Source organism: Pseudarthrobacter sp. NPDC055928 (assembly GCF_042270935.1).
Classification (GTDB): domain Bacteria; phylum Actinomycetota; class Actinomycetes; order Actinomycetales; family Micrococcaceae; genus Arthrobacter.
In genome coordinates, this window is record NZ_JBHJZH010000011.1 from 56,104 (window position 1) to 71,139 (window position 15,036).

Sequence of the window (15,036 nt, forward strand, 5' to 3'; positions counted from 1 at the left end):
CCGCCTCCCGATAGATGATGTTGTGACTACTAGCCTAGCGATTTTCCGGGCACAGTGGTGCACCGGGTTTGCCTTCCGGCGTGACAACATGGTCTGTTGTGAAAGCCGACAGCACCGAAATCAGCGCCCGAACGCGGTATTTCCGGTATGCCGTTTTTTCGCTCACAGCCCTGCTCGTGATGAGCCTGGGCATGGTCCTCATCCCCCATCAGCCCCCTGCACCTGCGGAAACGCCTTTTTCCGAGCGTGCCCGGGCTGCTGCACTGGCCGACGCCCTGGCTCTGCGGGCTGCCGGGAGGGACCTGACTGAAGCCGGCGCGGGATCGGGTGCGCCCGACGACACCGCAGTGCTGGACCGCGTTGTGACTTTGCTGACCATCCAGGCCCGGGCCCTGCTGCTGCCCGGTGACACCCCCACCTCCCCCACCCGGTCAGATGCGGGGCAGGCCGCCTCCCCTGACTCTTCCGCCGGCCAGGCCGCCTCTCCCGGGGGTCCGACGTCGGCCGTTCCATCTACCGCGGCCGAGCTCGCGGCTGCCCTGTCCGCCAGCGGGGCGAGGCGCCTCATCGATGCGCTGGAAGCCGACGGCGGCATGGCCCGCGTCCTCGCCGGCGCCGGTGCCGCGCAGTTACTCGTGGCCCGGGACGTAGCCGCTTCCGCCGGCATTCCGGCTGAGGAACTGCCTGGCTGGCAGGAGCCCGACGCTCCCGCCGGCCAGGCCACCCGCACCCCGGCCGAGTGCCCCACTTCCGGACCGTCAGGCGAAGGGGACGACGATCGTGGTGGTGTTGGGGAGGACGCGGCACTCACTGCCGCGCTGGACTCCGAACGTGAGACTATCTATGGCTACCAGGCTGCGCTGACGCGCCTCGACCCGGCAGCCGCGGCCCAGGCGTCCGCCCTGTTGGCGGAACACCTGGACCTCGCCGAGCAGGCTGAGGCCTACGCCACCATGCACTGCGAAGCGGTGCCGCCAACGCCGCCCGGATACGTACTCGACAGTGCATTCCTGAGTGCGCCCGCCGCAGGGTTGTCACACCTTGAGTCCGGCACCCTGCCGGCCTATGGGGACGTTGTGGCGTTCAGCACGGCTCCAACCCGTGGCTGGGCGGTGTCGGCCCTCGTGTCCGCCGCGAAGCGGACCATCGTTTGGGGCGGGGACCCGGGAGCCATTCCCGGCCTTGAACTGGACGAGGCACAGCTTCCCCCCTTGCCGGACATGCCCGGGAACGCCGTCCCCACCACATCTGAGCCAGCCACGTAGTTCCTGATGCTGGCAAGCAGGCCCAAGTGGTGGTTTGCTGATTTTATGGATTCCCAGGAGCCAGCCGGCGTTCCGGCGGACAAGAAGGACCTGCAGCGCCACCTCGAAACCGAGCCTCACGACAACGACGTGGCCCAGCGCCTGAACTGGCTGCGCGCCGGAGTGCTGGGCGCCAACGACGGCATCGTCTCCGTAGCCGCCATCGTGGTGGGCGTGGCAGGTGCAACCGCGAACACTGGACCTATCCTGGCAGCGGGCGCTGCCGGCTTGGTGGGCGGCGCCGTGTCCATGGCGTTGGGTGAGTATGTCTCCGTCAGCAGCCAAAGCGACAGCCAGAAAGCACTGATCGAAAAGGAGCGGCGCGAGCTCGCCGAAGAGCCGGAAGAGGAACTCGCGGAACTGGCCGCCATTTACCAGGACAAGGGCCTCACCCCCGAAACCGCCCACCGGGTAGCGGTGGAACTGACCGAACACAATGCCCTTGCAGCGCATCTCTCGGCTGAACTCAACATCGACGAAGAGGACATCGTCAGTCCTTGGCACGCCGCCTTCGCTTCGGCTGTGGCCTTCACCCTCGGCGCGGTCCTGCCGATGCTGGCCATCCTCCTGCCGCCGCCGGGGACCCGGGTTCCGCTGACCTTTGGCACCGTGCTGGTGGCACTTGCCCTGACCGGCGCGCTGGGAGCCTGGATCGGGGGCGGTTCCAAAACACGCGCGGCAGTCCGGGTGGTGGTGGGCGGAGCGCTGGCCCTGGCGGCAACTTTCACCATTGGCAACCTGCTCGGGGCCAGCGGAATGGTCTAACGCTGTCATCCCGGCGCAATGTGCCGGATGAGGACGCGTCGGCATCCCCGCCCCTGGAAGCCTGGGTCAACTACGCTGGAATCGATGAGCCAGCAGATTCAGGTGCCGATCCCCGTAGACCTCGCCAGAAGATACAGCAGAAACAGCGCAGGACGGGCCTGGCTGGCCGCACTGCCTGCCCTGTTGAGCGGCCGGATGGAGCATTGGGACCTTGGCATCGACCTGGCTCCCGGTGGCGTGCCATGGAACGGACACGGCGGAATTGTCGTCCCGGTTCGCCGCAACGACGGAACACCGGCCGCCCTCAAGGTTGCCTTTCCGCATGATGAAGCCCGCGTCGAACGGCACGCCCTGGAGCTGTGGGCGGGGCACGGCGCAGTACGGTTGCTGGACTCCGACGCCGGAACGTGCTCCATGCTGCTGGAACGGCTGGACGCGGACACCTCGCTGCAGGATGTCCCAATGGATGACGCCGTAACCGTGTGGGGCGGCCTGCTCCGCCAGCTGAGCCTGGAGCCTGACCACCGGCCACAATGGCTGGAGTTCGACCACATCGCCGGGCGGGCCGAGCAGTGGAGCGACGACCTGCCCGCGGACTGGGAGCAGCAGGGCCGGCCGTTCCCCCGGTGGCTGCTGGAAGCCGCCCTGGAAGTCTGCCAGACCCGCGGTGCCGTGGGGCGCCGCTCCGGACACGACGTGCTGGTGCACACCGACTTCCACTTCCTGAACATCCTGGCCCGTCCCACATGGCAGGACAGACCAGGCTTCGCGGCCATCGACCCGCAGCCCATGATCGGCGAACCGGAATTCGCGGTGGCACCGTTGCTCTGGAACCGGATCCAGGACCTCCCCCGCAGCGACCCGCAGGCGGGGCTGCGGGAACGCTGCTGTGACTTCAGCGAGGCAGCTGGCCTGGACAGTGAAGTGGCACGCCAGTGGGGTGTTGCCCGCGAAGTGGAGAACGCCCTCTCCTACGCCGGCCGCCCGCACCACGAAGGGGACTTGGCACGCTCGCTGTGGGTGGCCAGCACCCTGGCCGGCCGGACCCTGGACGTGTTGCCGCCCGCGCATTCCCTGCCGGAACCGGGACAGGCTGGAAGTTTTTGTCCAGAGGCAGCGGGATAAACGGTGGCCACGTCCCCCGATCTTGACAAAAACCGTGGCTCTTGGGGGTAGGGCGATGTCAGGCCTTGGCCGCCCGGACCGCCGCAAAGGCCGAAGTGACCGCATCAACCGCGGTGCCGACGTCGTCCGCGTCCGTGCTCCAATTGCTCACTGACACACGCAGGACGTCCCTGCCCTGCCACCGCGATCCGGACATCCAGACCTTGCCGTCCTCGATCACCCGGGCCGTCACCGCCCTCGTGGTGGCGTCATCGCCGAAGGCGAGCGAGACCTGGGTGTACTCAACATCGTTGAGCACCTCGATGCCGTCCACGGAGGCCAATGCCGCTGCAATCCCGGAAGCCGCCTCCACCAGGCCCCTGACCTGCGCGGCCACGCCGTCGCTGCCCAGAGAGCGGAGGGCCGCCCAGACCGGTACTCCGCGGCCCCGGCGCGACAGCTCCGGGGCCTTTTCGAACGGGTCACCCGGACCTTCGGCGTCGTGGATCAGGTAGCTCGTGTGCTGCAGCCCCATCGCGCTGCGCAGCGCGTTGGAATCCCGTACGACGGCGATGCCACAGTCATACGGTACGTTCAGGGTCTTGTGTGCGTCCGTCCCCCAGGAATCGGCGAGTTCCATACCGTTGGTGAGGTGACCAAGTTCCGGTACCGCCGCGGCCCACAGCCCGAAGGCACCATCGACATGCACCCAGGCACCATGCTGCCGGGCAACGCGGATGGCGTCCTCAAACGGATCGAAAGAGCCCGAGTGGAGGTTTCCGGCCTGGAGGCACACCAAGGCGGGTCCGGAACCTTCGGCCAGCATGCGGTCCAACTCCCCGGGGATCAGCCTGCCTTGGGCGTCTGCGGGGACCTCAGCGGGGCGGCCCAGCCCAAGGTAGCGCAGGCCCAGGTCAATAGTCTCGTGACGCTCCTGTCCCACGAAGCACCTGATCCGGGGTCCGCCCGCCAGGCCGTGGGCGTCCAGGTCCCAGCCGGCGTCCGCCATAAGGCGCCACCTCGCGGCGGCCAACCCGGTGAAGTTTGCCATGGTGGCACCGGTGGCAAAGCCGACGTCGGCGTCCCCGGGCAGGTGCAACAGCTGCAGCAGCCAGTGGCCGGCGGCTTCTTCAATGGCCGCTATCGCCGGGGTGGCGTAACGCAGGCCGGAGTTCTGGTCCCAGGCGCTGACAAGCCAGTCGGCAGCCAGTGCAGCAGGCAGCGTCCCGCCGATCACCCAACCAAAAAACCGGCCGGACGGCATGGCCATCAGGCCCGGCTCCGCCTTGAGCGCGAGGTAGTCCACCACTTCTGCTGCGGGCATGCCCTGTTGTGGCAACGGTCCGGCGAAGACGTCCACGAGATCGTGGGCTGCCACGCCCGGACCAACGTGCCGGTCCGGCAGGCTCGCCAGCCACTCCTGGGCGTGGCGTGCGGCGGCCTCAAGTGCCTCGGAATATTGCCCAGCGCCTGCTGACATAGGAGCATGCTACGCCTCCGCGAAGTTCTCCTGCCAGACGTCGTAGCCGAGTTTGATGATCAAGGCACCTACCACCACCAGGAACACGATCCGGACGAAGCGGCTCCCCTGGCTGACCGCGGTGCGGGCGCCGAGGTATCCACCCGCCATGTTGGCCGCGCCCAACAGCAACCCGACGCCCCACAGCAGGGAGCCGTGGGGCAGGAAGAACAGCAGCGCACCGGCATTGGTGGCCATATTGACGATCTTCGCCTTGGCACTGGCTTCCAGGAAGGCGTACCCCATGGCTGAGACCAGGGCGATGACCAGGAACGAGCCGGTGCCCGGCCCGATGAGGCCGTCGTAGAAGCCGATCACCGCCCCAATCAGGCACGCCACTACGTAGTGCGTGTGTCCGTCGTGGCGCAGCACCGTGATGTCCCCGACGTTGGGCTTGAGGGCAGTAAAAAGCGCGACGGCGACAAGTGCTACCACGATGATGGGCTTGAACACGCTTGCCGGCAGGGTGGCCGCCAGGACCGCCCCGCCGAAACTGCCGCCGAGGGCGATCACCGCCATGGGCAGTGCGGTCTTCAGGTCCGGTTTGACCCGCCCGTAGTAGGTGACAGCGCTGGTTGTGGTCCCGAAAATCGAGCCCATCTTGTTGGTGGCCAGCGCCTGGACGGGGGTAATGCCAGGCACCAGGAGCAGCGCCGGAAGCTGGATCAGTCCCCCGCCGCCCACCACTGCATCCACCCAGCCGGCAGCGAATCCAGCCACCACAATCAAAATGAGGGTGGTGAGCTGGATCGATTCGAAACCAGAGATCAACGCTGCGGGTCAGCTGTTGCGGACGGCAGTGACCACGTAGTCAACCGCCTTGTCCACTGCAACGTTCTCCGCTTCGCCGCTGCGGCGGTCCTTGATCTCCACAACGCCGTCCACCAGGCCGCGGCCAACAGCCAGGATCGTGGGGACGCCTACAAGTTCGGCATCGCCGAACTTGACGCCCGGGGACACCTTGGGCCGGTCGTCATAGATGACGTCCAGGCCTGCGGCCTCAAGATCCAGGGCCAGTTTTTCGGCTGCGGCGAAGATCTCTTCGCCCTTGCCTACAGCCACCACGTGGACATCCGCGGGAGCGACGGCGCGGGGCCAGGTCAGGCCCTTGTCGTCATGGTTGGACTCAGCAAGGGCGGCGACGGCGCGGGTGACGCCCACGCCGTAGGAACCCATGGTGACCACTACCTGCTTGCCGTTCTGGTCCAGGACCTTCAGTTCAAGGGCTTCGGCATACTTGCGGCCAAGCTGGAAAATATGGCCCATCTCGATGCCGCGGGCAATCTCCAGCGGGCCGGAGCCGTCCGGGGCAGGATCGCCTTCGCGGACGTCGGTGCATTCGATCACGCCGTCCCAGCCGAAGTCGCGTCCTGCGACGAGGCCGTACACGTGCTTGCCGGCCTCATTGGCTCCGGTGATCCAGGCGGAGCCGCTGACAACGCGGGGATCAACCAGGTACAGGAGGTTGGTGGAGCTTTCGCTGCCCAGCAGGGGTTCGTCCAGGGTCAGGCCGGGGCCCAGGTAGCCCTTGACGATGAGGGGCTGCTTCTTGAGGTCGTCGTCGTTGGCGGCTTCCAGTCCGATCTCGCCTGCGATGGGCAGGAACGAACCAATGTTGGCTTCCACGCGCTTCAGGTCAACGCCGCGGTCACCGGGCAGGCCGATAACCACAAGCTGGCGTTCTCCGGTGGGCAGGGTGACTGCCAGGACAACGTTCTTGAGGGTGTCGGCGGCCGTCCAGGGGCCGCCGTCGGCCTCGCTGCGGGGAGCAAGCTCGTTGGAGGCGGCAACCAGCGTGTCGATCGTGGGGGTGTTCGGAGTGTCCAGGACTTCCGCGGCCGGGGCATCCGTGAAATCAATGTCCTCAGGGACCACGGTGGTGACTGCCTCCACGTTTGCCGCGTAACCGCCGGCGGAGCGCACAAACGTGTCCTCGCCGATCTCGGTGGGGTGCAGGAATTCCTCGCTCTTGGATCCGCCCATGGCGCCCGCGGTGGCCGCAACCGGAACAACCTCCAGGCCCAGGCGCTCGAAGATCCTGAGGTAGGCGCCACGGTGGGCCATGTAGCTCGCGTCCAGGCCGGCGTCGTCCACGTCGAAGGAGTAGGAGTCCTTCATGATGAACTCGCGTCCGCGCAGCAGGCCCGCGCGGGGGCGCGCCTCGTCGCGGTACTTGTTCTGGATCTGGTAGAGGCTTAGGGGAAGGTCCTTGTACGAGGAGTACAGGTCCTTGACCAGGAGCGTGAACATTTCCTCGTGCGTGGGTGCCAGCAGGTAATCCGCGCCCTTGCGGTCCTGGAGCCGGAACAGGCCCTCACCGTATTCGGTCCAGCGGTTGGTGGCCTCGTAGGGTTCCCGCGGCAGCAGCGCCGGAAAGTGAACTTCCTGGGCCCCGATCGACGCCATTTCCTCGCGGATGACGGCTTCGACCTTGCGCAGCACACTGAGCCCGAGCGGCAGCCAGGTGTAGATGCCGGGCGCCGCGCGCCGGATGTAGCCGGCCCGGACCAGAAGCCGGTGGCTGGCCACCTCGGCGTCGACGGGATCTTCACGCAGGGTGCGCAGGAAAAGCTGGGACAGTCTTGTGACCACGGGGCGGTATCCGTTTCTGGGGAATGGCTGCTGGATGCAGGGCCGGGCAATTCGTCTGGGTACTAATCTACCGGCAAAGCCTGCCCTTCCCCTGCGGCAGGACTCCTTGCGGGCCACTCAGGTCATCGGCCAGGACGCGATAGAGCCACGCCCGGCGATGCAAAGCCCCTGGCCGTAAACGGCTGGTCATTGCATCCGGGCGTGGCTCCACGGCGTTGACGCTTGGTACTGGTGAGGACTGGTGAGACCGCCCACCCACACTCCAGCGCAGCTAGATCGAACTTATGTGATCGCCGACACCTTGACAAGGGTTTGTTCCATTCGAAGTTGTTGACGAGCCTCCAATGGGGGTCTATTTTTAATTCATCAAGTGGTGAATTTATAGATTTTTGCCAGCGTACAGTCACCATCACCCGGAGGCACTCATGTCCCACTCAGCAGCAGCGGCCCTGGCCAGGCCCGGAGATGACGTCGCGGTGGCCACCAGGTCCCTGCATGTGGTCCGGGGAAAGATTCCCGTCCTTCAGGGCCTGGATTTTGCCATCCCGGCCGGAAGGATCACCGGCCTGCTGGGCCCGTCAGGGAGCGGAAAGACCACCCTGATGAGGGCCATCGTCGGAGTACAGCGGCTGAGCTCGGGATCCGTGACGGTACTGGGCCTTCCGGCCGGCCATCCGTCACTACGGCACCGGGTGGGCTACGTAACCCAGTCCCCCAGCGTCTACCCGGACCTGACCGTGGAAGCCAATGTCCGCTATTTCGGAGCGATGCACCGGAAAGGGCGACGCGATGCCGCCGAGGCAATTGCCGCCGTCGGGCTTGAACAGCAGTCACGGCAAAAAACAGCCGACCTCTCCGGCGGCCAGCTCAGCCGGGTTTCGCTGGCGTGCGCCTTGGTTGCCCGTCCCCGCCTGCTGGTCCTCGACGAGCCCACAGTGGGCCTTGACCCTGTTCTTCGGGCCGACCTCTGGGACCGCTTCCGGTCCATGGCGGAGGCGGGGACCACGCTCCTGGTCTCCAGCCATGTGATGGAGGAGGCAAGCCACTGCGGTTCCCTGCTGCTGCTGCGCGAAGGCAGGCTCCTGGCCCAGCTGACGCCGGCCGAACTCAGCAGGCGCGGTCACAGCACAGACCTTGAGAGGGCGTTCCTGCATATGATCCGGGAAGCGGAAGGAACGGCGGCAACCGAAGTCGCCGTCACCCGCGACGGCACACCCTCCCCGGAAAGCAGCACAACCCCGAAAAGGACGGTGCGGTCATGAACCTGTTGATGATGCTGGCCACAACCCGAAGGGTCCTGGACCAATTGCGGCACGACCACCGCAGCGTCGCCCTGATCCTGGTGGTCCCGGCGCTGCTGCTGACGGCGGTGTATTTCCTTTTCGAGAATGAGACGCTCCCGCCGGGGATGCCCAGGACGTTCGACCGGGTGGGCCTGATGATGCTGGCCATTTTCCCGTTTGTGGTCATGTTCCTGGTCACCTCCATCACCATGCTGCGGGAACGGACGTCCGGGACGCTGGAGCGGCTCCTGACCACGCCCATCCACAAGGCCGATCTGCTGTTCGGTTACGGGCTCGCGTTTTCCATCATGGCCGCCCTGCAGTCATTGGTTGCCACGGCCGTCGCCTACTGGATCTTCGACCTGGATATCAAGGGCAGCCCCGGCCTGGTGGTCATGATTGCGGTGATCAACGCCGTACTGGGTGTGGCCCTGGGACTGCTCTGCTCTGCGTTCGCCCGGACCGAATTCCAGGCCGTCCAGTTCATGCCGGTTGTGGTGGTGCCCCAGATTCTGCTGTGCGGATTGTTCGTTGCCCGTGACCGGATGAACGAGGTCCTCGAATCCATCTCGAACGTCCTGCCCCTCACATTTTCGGTGGATGCCCTGCAGGAGATCGCTGCGAACACCGAGGCCACGGACCAACTGTGGTCGGATGCCACCACCATGCTGGCCATCGTCCTGGGGGTCCTGGTACTGGCGTCCCTCACGCTCCGGCGGCAGACTGCATGAGCGGCACGCAGGAGGTCCGAAAGCCAGGATCGGGCAGGAGGGGGCGGCGCGAAGGAGCAAGCGAGTCCCGGGAACACATCCTGGCCTCGGCCCGCCACCTCTTCGCCGAGCATGGCTTCGAGGGCACAAGCCTTCGGCAGGTGGCACGGGAGGCCGGTGTTGACCCCGCCATGATCCATCATTTCTTCAAGGGAAAGGATGAGCTCTTCGCGCTGAGCGTGGCACTCCCGGCCGACCCGGCACAGGTCCTGGAGGGCGTGGACCAGCACGACCCCGAGCATCGGGCGGAAGCAATTGTGCGGGCGGTACTGCGGCTGTGGGAGAGCCCGGCCCAGCACAGCCTGGTGGCGTTCATCCGGGGCACCATTGGCTCCAAGTCCAAGACGTTGTTGCTGCGGGAGGTGGTGACCCGGACGATCATCAGCCGCATCATGGCCGGCATTCCCGGCCCACCCGAGGAAGTGGCCTTGCGAGGCAACCTGGTAGCCACGCAGATGGTGGGCCTCATGCTGGTCCGCTACGTGGTCAAGTTGGAGCCGCTTGCCTCTGCCTCACCTGAGGATGTGGTTCGGCTGCTGGCTCCGAACGTCCAGCATTACCTCACGGGAGAACTGGACGGACTGGACAACTGACACGCGCCCATGAAAAGCACGGCCCCCTCAAGATACTGGCTTAGAACAGCACAGTGGCAAAGGTTCCCCGCTGGGTGAACCCGACGCGCTCATACGTGGATCTGGCGCGGGAATTGAAGCCATTCACGTACAGGCTGGTGACCGGTGCGATCTTCCGGGCGTGGTCGACAACGGCGGCCATGTAGCCCGCGCTGAGGCCCTGGCCCCGATATTGAGGGTTCATCCACACACCCTGCACCTGCGTTACCTCCGCTGTCACGGCTCCAAGTTCGGCCTTGAAGACGACGTCGCCGGCGGGGTTGAGGTGTACCAGCGAATGTCCTTGCCGGATCAGCCCTTCCACCCGCCGGCTGTAGAACTCGCGGCCCCCCAGGAAAGGCGAATAGCCCACTTCTTCCTCAAACATGGCGGCGCAGGCAGGGAGGATGCGGTCAAAGTCCGCGAGCCTGCCCAGGGTGAGTTCCGTGTTTGGTTCCACCGAAGGCGGGCCCGCGAGGGTCAGGAGCGGCTGCTCGGAGCGCACCTCGTGGGCCGTGTGGCCCAACAGCTCCAGCTCAGCATGCAGGGCGAGGACGGGTTCCGCGGGGCCAAAAGCCGAGGCATACCGGCGGCCCGAACGGTTGGCCGCCGCGGCAACCAGCCCGGCATAGGCGGGATCCAGCTCAACCGGAACCAGGTTGGCTCCCGTCCAGCAGGCACCCACCAGCATGCCGTCGTCGAACACGCCAAGGACCGATGCGCCACCCGTGGTGGGTGCGGCGGTCCCGGCCGAGCGCAAGTGGGCAAGGATGAAGACGTTGGCTACCGGATCCTGCTGGGCCAGGCGCCGCAGTGCCGACGTGTCCGCACCGGTCAGGGTTCGAACGGAGATCCCTGCCGGCGCGGTGCCGTCCTTATGAGACGCTAACCACGGGGCTACCCTTGACAGCATCTTCGCCATCGGCCTCCCCCATCTCTTCGGCGATACGCATGGCCTCTTCGATCAGTGTCTCAACAATCTGGTCCTCGGGGACAGTCTTAATGACTTCACCCTTCACAAAGATCTGGCCTTTGCCGTTGCCCGATGCCACGCCGAGGTCAGCCTCACGGGCCTCGCCAGGTCCGTTGACGACACAGCCCATCACTGCCACGCGCAGCGGGATTTCCATGCCTTCCAGGCCTGCGGTGACCTGTTCGGCCAGGGTGTAGACATCCACCTGCGCGCGGCCGCAGGACGGGCAGGAGACGATCTCCAGTTTGCGCGGGCGCAGGTTGAGGGATTGCAGGATCTGGTTGCCGACCTTGATTTCCTCCACCGGCGGGGCGGAAAGTGAGACCCGGATGGTGTCGCCGATGCCCCTGGACAGCAGTGCGCCGAAGGCGGTGGCGGACTTGATGGTTCCCTGGAAGGCCGGCCCGGCCTCCGTGACGCCGAGGTGGAGGGGCCAGTCTCCCTTTTCGGCCAGCATCTCGTAGGCCGCCACCATGATCACGGGATCGTTGTGCTTAACCGAAATCTTGAAATCATGGAAGCCGTGCTCCTCGAACAGGGACGCTTCCCAGACTGCCGATTCCACGAGTGCCTCAGGGGTGGCTTTCCCGTATTTCTTCATGATGCCCGGCTCCAGGGAGCCCGCGTTGACGCCGATCCGGATGGACGTGCCGTGGTCCTTGGCCGCCTTCGCGATTTCTTTGACCTGGTCATCGAACTTGCGGATGTTCCCCGGGTTCACGCGGACCGCGGCGCAGCCTGCCTCGATGGCCGCGAAAACGTACTTGGGCTGGAAGTGGATGTCCGCGATGACCGGAATTTGGGACTTGCGGGCAATGATGGGCAGCGCCTCGGCGTCGTCCGCGGACGGGCAGGCCACCCGAACGATGTCGCAGCCGGACGCCGTGAGCTCGGCGATCTGCTGCAGGGTGGCGTTGATGTCCGTGGTGGGTGTGGTGGTCATGGACTGCACGCTGATGGGGCTGTCCGAGCCGACCCCCACGGATCCGACCTTGATCTGGCGCGTCTTCCGGCGCGGGGCAAGAACGGGCGGCGGTGCTGACGGCATTCCCAGGCTGACCGAGGTCACGTGGACTCCTTGGGTAGGTGGATCGAAAGAGGAGGGAGGTCAGATATCAGGACGCGTGGGCGGCCAGGATGCCGATCACGGGGGTCCATTCGGTGGTTCGGATCCCGGCGATGGTGCCTGCCAGCGCGAAGGGATCCTGCTTGAGCAGTTCGTTCAACTCCGCCTCGTCCTGGACCTTGAAGATCAGCAGGGCACCGGCGCCGTCGCCATAGGGTCCGCTGGTCAGGAGCCGGCCGTCCTCGGCAAGGGTGGACAGCCAGGCACGGTGTGCGGGACGGCTCTCATCGCGGGCGGCAGAGGAATTGGCAGCGTAAACGTACTCAACAGCAAAAACAGTCATAAGGACACCCTATCCCCCGCGGCGGGCCTTCGCCGATCCGGGCAATGCCGCAAAACCCCACATGCCGGGCCGGTGGCTTAGGACAGAAACAGCACTTTGACGATAGCCGCAATCCCGGCGGCCCACAGCATGGAGGTGAGGGTCCCGATAATGAACCGCTCCGCGGCCACGGGTGTTTCCTTCAGCTCGGCGAACCTTCCCAGTCCTTTGATCGCCACCACGTACGCGATGGCCACCGGCTGGCCGGCCAGGATGGCCAGGCAAACCGCAAGGCGCTCCAGCACGCCGATGATCGCCCCACCACGCAGGATCCGCTGGGCCGCAGCGGGTGGCGCCGGAGAGGGAACGTCCGACGACGGCCTCCCGCCGTCCGCTGTCAGCTCGCCGTCCACGGATTGTCCTGGGCGGGGCTGCGGGACTGCGGGAAAGGTGTCCACCGTAACGTCGGCTGACGGGTCCTCGAGCGCCCGGTCCGCTGCACTGGCCGCATCCGCCTTGTCATCGATGGTCCTGGCCAGCCGAAAGACCAGCGCGGTCACTGGCCAGCCGGCGAATCCGGCCACCAGCAGGGCCGCGGTTATCCAGAGTGCGTTCACCGGTCTCCTTCTATCTGGGAATGAGCGTGCGCCAGGAGCATTGCCGCGGCGGGCCTAGCCGCCCATTCTTCCTGCCAGCCGGACCTGAGCACGGCACGGCTCACCGACTGTTCCGTAATTCCCAACTCCTTGGCCACCTCCTTCTGGCTGCCATGCCGGCCGCCACCGCCCTGCAGGAGCCGGAGCCGGTCCACCACCCGCCATTGGGCTGGAGTCCGTTCCTGAACCAGGCGGCCGATCAGGCGGAGCACCGCCTCGGCATGGGCGCAGGCCACGGCTCCTTCCCGGGCATGCTGCGGTACTTCCGCTGTCCGTCCGATACTGCCGGACACCACCGACAACGGGACCTGTCCGGCTGCGGTCTTGGCGAGATCAACGGCCTTACGGGCGGCCACGAAGCCCGTTCCGGTACCTTCCCGGGGGCTGGCCCCGGGAGCGAGCACCACTGAGCCGATGCCGATCCCCACGTACCAGTGGCCACTGCGCAGCGCGTGCAGGGCAATGTCCACTACCTCGGCCGGGTCGGCTACGAGTCCTTGGAGTTCGTCGCCCACAGAGCGCTCGAACGCCCCCGAAGTAAGGCCGGCCAGTTCGGAGATCAGCTCCGGAACCCGGTCGACGTCCTCGCTGCTGCCGCGCTGGTCGATGGTGAGGATGTACATGGCTTAACCGTAGGTGGCTGATTTCAGATAATCAATCGTTTGCAGCTGATTATACAAAATAAGCCTAATATGGCTGATTCTCGAATATCAGCCGAAAGCGGCTTAGCCGAACAGGTTGATGGGCTTTACGATGTCCGCATAGATCAACAGCGCGCTCATCCCCATCAGCAGGGCGGCCACGACGTACGTCGCGGGCAAGAGCTTGGCGATATCGAAGGCGCCGGGGTCGGGCCTGCCGAAGAGCTTCGCCACCCGGCGCCGGACCCCTTCATACAGTGCACCGGCGATATGGCCGCCATCGAGCGGCAGCAGCGGAACCAGGTTGAAAACGGCCAAGGCGAAGTTCAGCCCGGCGAGCAGCCCAACCAGGGCCCCCAGCCTTGACTGGAGCGGCACCTCCTCCATGGCCGATATCTCTCCGGCCACGCGCCCCACACCCACTACGCTGATGGGTCCGTTGGGATCACGGGGCTCCTCGCTGAAGGCCGCCTGCGCAACCCCGACTACACGCGCCGGAAGGTTGAGGACAACACCGGCCACTTGCCGGATGTTCTCCCCCGCCATAGGCAGGACAGTCGACGCCGGCTGTGGCACCAGTTCACTCTGTGCACCAATGCCCAGGAAGCCGACGTCCTGGTACAGGAGGTTGCCGGCGTCATCCTTGGCCTGGCGTCCGTCGACACCGACAACAGGGCGGGCGGACAGCACAGGAGTCACGGTGGTGGTGACCGTGCCGCCGTCGCGCTCTACGGTGATGCTGACTTCCTTCCCGGCGGACGTACGGATCCACTCCGTCAGCTGGTCCCAACTGGTCACTGCCTTCCCATCAAAGGAGGTGACCCGGTCATTGGGCAGGAGGCCGGCGGCGGCCGCTGGCGTCAGTTCGCAGTCTGCAGAATCAGGATCCACGGTCTCGCCGGCGGCGACCTGGCACTTGGAAACATCGGCGATGGTGGTGGTGGGCGTGGAAATGCCGAAGCCCATGAGGAGGACCGCCGTAAGGGCCAGGCCGATAAGCAGGTTCATCGCCGGGCCGCCGAGCATCACAATGACTTTCTTCCACACCGGGAGCCGGTAGAACACCCGGTCCTTGTCATCCGGACCCACCTCCTCGTGGGCAAGGGACCGCGCTTCCGTGGCCAGGGTCTGGAACATGCCGGTGCTCGATGGCCTGACTGTTCCGTCGTCCTTGTTCGGCGGATACATGCCGATCATGGAGACGTAGCCGCCCAGGGGGATGGCCTTGACCCCATATTCGGTTTCGCCCTTGCGCTTTGACCACAGGGTGGGGCCGAAACCGATCATGTACTTGGTGACACGGACCTTGAACAGCTTGGCGGGCACCAGGTGGCCGACTTCGTGCAGCGCAATGGACACGGCAATGCCGATCGCCACAAACACGACACCGAGGATAAAGAGGAGTACGGGACTCATGGGTGGATTGACTG

The 15,036-nt window shown here is 65.8% G+C and carries 15 protein-coding genes; 6 read left to right on the top strand and 9 right to left on the bottom strand.

Annotated elements, in window-relative coordinates:
- Positions 1–98: 98 nt before the first annotated feature.
- The 3 genes from ACFC25_RS14375 to ACFC25_RS14385 all read left to right on the top strand — a co-directional run bounded on the left by ACFC25_RS14375 (position 99) and on the right by ACFC25_RS14385 (position 3,194).
- Positions 99–1,265 (top strand): DUF4439 domain-containing protein, encoded by a 1,167-nt coding sequence (locus tag ACFC25_RS14375; protein ID WP_376046238.1) that lies wholly within the window; start codon positions 99–101, stop codon positions 1,263–1,265.
- A gap of 45 nt (positions 1,266–1,310) precedes the next feature.
- Positions 1,311–2,069, top strand: coding sequence for a VIT family protein (locus ACFC25_RS14380; protein WP_337347598.1), 759 nt, complete (start codon positions 1,311–1,313; stop codon positions 2,067–2,069).
- An 84-nt stretch (positions 2,070–2,153) separates the two neighbouring features.
- Positions 2,154–3,194: an aminoglycoside phosphotransferase family protein gene (locus tag ACFC25_RS14385; RefSeq protein ID WP_376046241.1), complete on the top strand. Its 1,041-nt coding sequence runs from the start codon at positions 2,154–2,156 to the stop codon at positions 3,192–3,194.
- Positions 3,195–3,252: 58 nt separating this feature from the next.
- On the opposite strand, the gene ACFC25_RS14390 is transcribed toward ACFC25_RS14385, so the two are convergent.
- The 3 genes from ACFC25_RS14390 to ACFC25_RS14400 are packed head-to-tail and all read right to left on the bottom strand — an operon-like array spanning position 3,253 to position 7,284.
- The gene (locus tag ACFC25_RS14390) at positions 3,253–4,653 is read right to left on the bottom strand and encodes a pyridoxal phosphate-dependent decarboxylase family protein (RefSeq protein ID WP_376046244.1); all 1,401 of its coding nucleotides are present in this window, start codon (positions 4,651–4,653) and stop codon (positions 3,253–3,255) included.
- 9 nt (positions 4,654–4,662) lie between these two features.
- Positions 4,663–5,463, bottom strand: a complete 801-nt coding sequence (locus ACFC25_RS14395) for a sulfite exporter TauE/SafE family protein (protein WP_376046247.1) — start codon at positions 5,461–5,463, stop codon at positions 4,663–4,665.
- 9 nt (positions 5,464–5,472) lie between these two features.
- On the bottom strand, positions 5,473–7,284 hold the full coding sequence (locus ACFC25_RS14400; RefSeq protein ID WP_376046250.1) for a proline--tRNA ligase: 1,812 nt from the start codon (positions 7,282–7,284) through the stop codon (positions 5,473–5,475).
- 425 nt (positions 7,285–7,709) lie between these two features.
- Here ACFC25_RS14400 and ACFC25_RS14405 point away from each other — a divergent pair, with 425 nt between their 5' ends.
- The 3 genes from ACFC25_RS14405 to ACFC25_RS14415 are packed head-to-tail and all read left to right on the top strand — an operon-like array spanning position 7,710 to position 9,930.
- Positions 7,710–8,546, top strand: a complete 837-nt coding sequence (locus ACFC25_RS14405) for an ABC transporter ATP-binding protein (RefSeq protein WP_376046253.1) — start codon at positions 7,710–7,712, stop codon at positions 8,544–8,546.
- Between the two features lie 8 nt (positions 8,547–8,554).
- On the top strand, positions 8,555–9,298 hold the full coding sequence (locus tag ACFC25_RS14410; RefSeq protein ID WP_337347690.1) for an ABC transporter permease: 744 nt from the start codon (positions 8,555–8,557) through the stop codon (positions 9,296–9,298).
- Complete coding sequence (locus ACFC25_RS14415) at positions 9,295–9,930, top strand: TetR family transcriptional regulator (RefSeq protein ID WP_376046255.1); 636 nt, start codon at positions 9,295–9,297, stop codon at positions 9,928–9,930. The genes ACFC25_RS14410 and ACFC25_RS14415 overlap by 4 nt, the downstream gene beginning before the upstream one ends.
- A 40-nt stretch (positions 9,931–9,970) precedes the next feature.
- Here ACFC25_RS14415 and ACFC25_RS14420 read toward each other — a convergent pair whose 3' ends face one another.
- The 6 genes from ACFC25_RS14420 to ACFC25_RS14445 form a co-directional block, all read right to left on the bottom strand.
- Positions 9,971–10,861, bottom strand: coding sequence for a GNAT family N-acetyltransferase (locus ACFC25_RS14420; protein WP_376046426.1), 891 nt, complete (start codon positions 10,859–10,861; stop codon positions 9,971–9,973).
- A complete protein-coding gene (gene ispG / locus ACFC25_RS14425; protein WP_310166360.1) occupies positions 10,824–11,990 on the bottom strand; it encodes a flavodoxin-dependent (E)-4-hydroxy-3-methylbut-2-enyl-diphosphate synthase in 1,167 nt (388 codons plus the stop codon). The genes ACFC25_RS14420 and ispG overlap by 38 nt, the downstream gene beginning before the upstream one ends.
- A gap of 46 nt (positions 11,991–12,036) precedes the next feature.
- Complete coding sequence (locus ACFC25_RS14430; RefSeq protein ID WP_337347592.1) at positions 12,037–12,330, bottom strand: YciI family protein; 294 nt, start codon at positions 12,328–12,330, stop codon at positions 12,037–12,039.
- 77 nt (positions 12,331–12,407) lie between these two features.
- Positions 12,408–12,926 (bottom strand): hypothetical protein, encoded by a 519-nt coding sequence (locus ACFC25_RS14435; RefSeq protein ID WP_337347591.1) that lies wholly within the window; start codon positions 12,924–12,926, stop codon positions 12,408–12,410.
- Positions 12,923–13,588, bottom strand: a complete 666-nt coding sequence (locus ACFC25_RS14440; protein ID WP_376046260.1) for a MarR family transcriptional regulator — start codon at positions 13,586–13,588, stop codon at positions 12,923–12,925. Before ACFC25_RS14440 ends, ACFC25_RS14435 begins: the two co-directional genes overlap by 4 nt.
- Before the next feature lie 102 nt (positions 13,589–13,690).
- Positions 13,691–15,022 carry a site-2 protease family protein gene (locus ACFC25_RS14445; RefSeq protein ID WP_337347589.1) on the bottom strand — a complete coding sequence of 444 codons (1,332 nt, stop codon included), beginning with the start codon at positions 15,020–15,022 and terminating at the stop codon, positions 13,691–13,693.
- Positions 15,023–15,036 lie beyond the last annotated feature (14 nt).

What these genes read in the sequence shown, in the direction of transcription:
- ACFC25_RS14405 (WP_376046253.1), top strand. Translation starts at nt 7,710, where the DNA reads ATGTCCCACTCAGCAGCAGCGGCCCTGGCCAGGCCCGGAGATGACGTC.
- ACFC25_RS14380 (WP_337347598.1), top strand. Translation starts at nt 1,311, where the DNA reads ATGGATTCCCAGGAGCCAGCCGGCGTTCCGGCGGACAAGAAGGACCTG.
- ACFC25_RS14445 (WP_337347589.1), bottom strand. Translation starts at nt 15,022, where the DNA reads ATGAGTCCCGTACTCCTCTTTATCCTCGGTGTCGTGTTTGTGGCGATC.
- ACFC25_RS14415 (WP_376046255.1), top strand. Translation starts at nt 9,295, where the DNA reads ATGAGCGGCACGCAGGAGGTCCGAAAGCCAGGATCGGGCAGGAGGGGG.
- ACFC25_RS14390 (WP_376046244.1), bottom strand. Translation starts at nt 4,653, where the DNA reads ATGTCAGCAGGCGCTGGGCAATATTCCGAGGCACTTGAGGCCGCCGCA.
- ACFC25_RS14410 (WP_337347690.1), top strand. Translation starts at nt 8,555, where the DNA reads ATGATGCTGGCCACAACCCGAAGGGTCCTGGACCAATTGCGGCACGAC.
- ACFC25_RS14440 (WP_376046260.1), bottom strand. Translation starts at nt 13,588, where the DNA reads ATGTACATCCTCACCATCGACCAGCGCGGCAGCAGCGAGGACGTCGAC.
- ACFC25_RS14430 (WP_337347592.1), bottom strand. Translation starts at nt 12,330, where the DNA reads ATGACTGTTTTTGCTGTTGAGTACGTTTACGCTGCCAATTCCTCTGCC.
- ACFC25_RS14385 (WP_376046241.1), top strand. Translation starts at nt 2,154, where the DNA reads ATGAGCCAGCAGATTCAGGTGCCGATCCCCGTAGACCTCGCCAGAAGA.
- ACFC25_RS14420 (WP_376046426.1), bottom strand. Translation starts at nt 10,861, where the DNA reads ATGCTGTCAAGGGTAGCCCCGTGGTTAGCGTCTCATAAGGACGGCACC.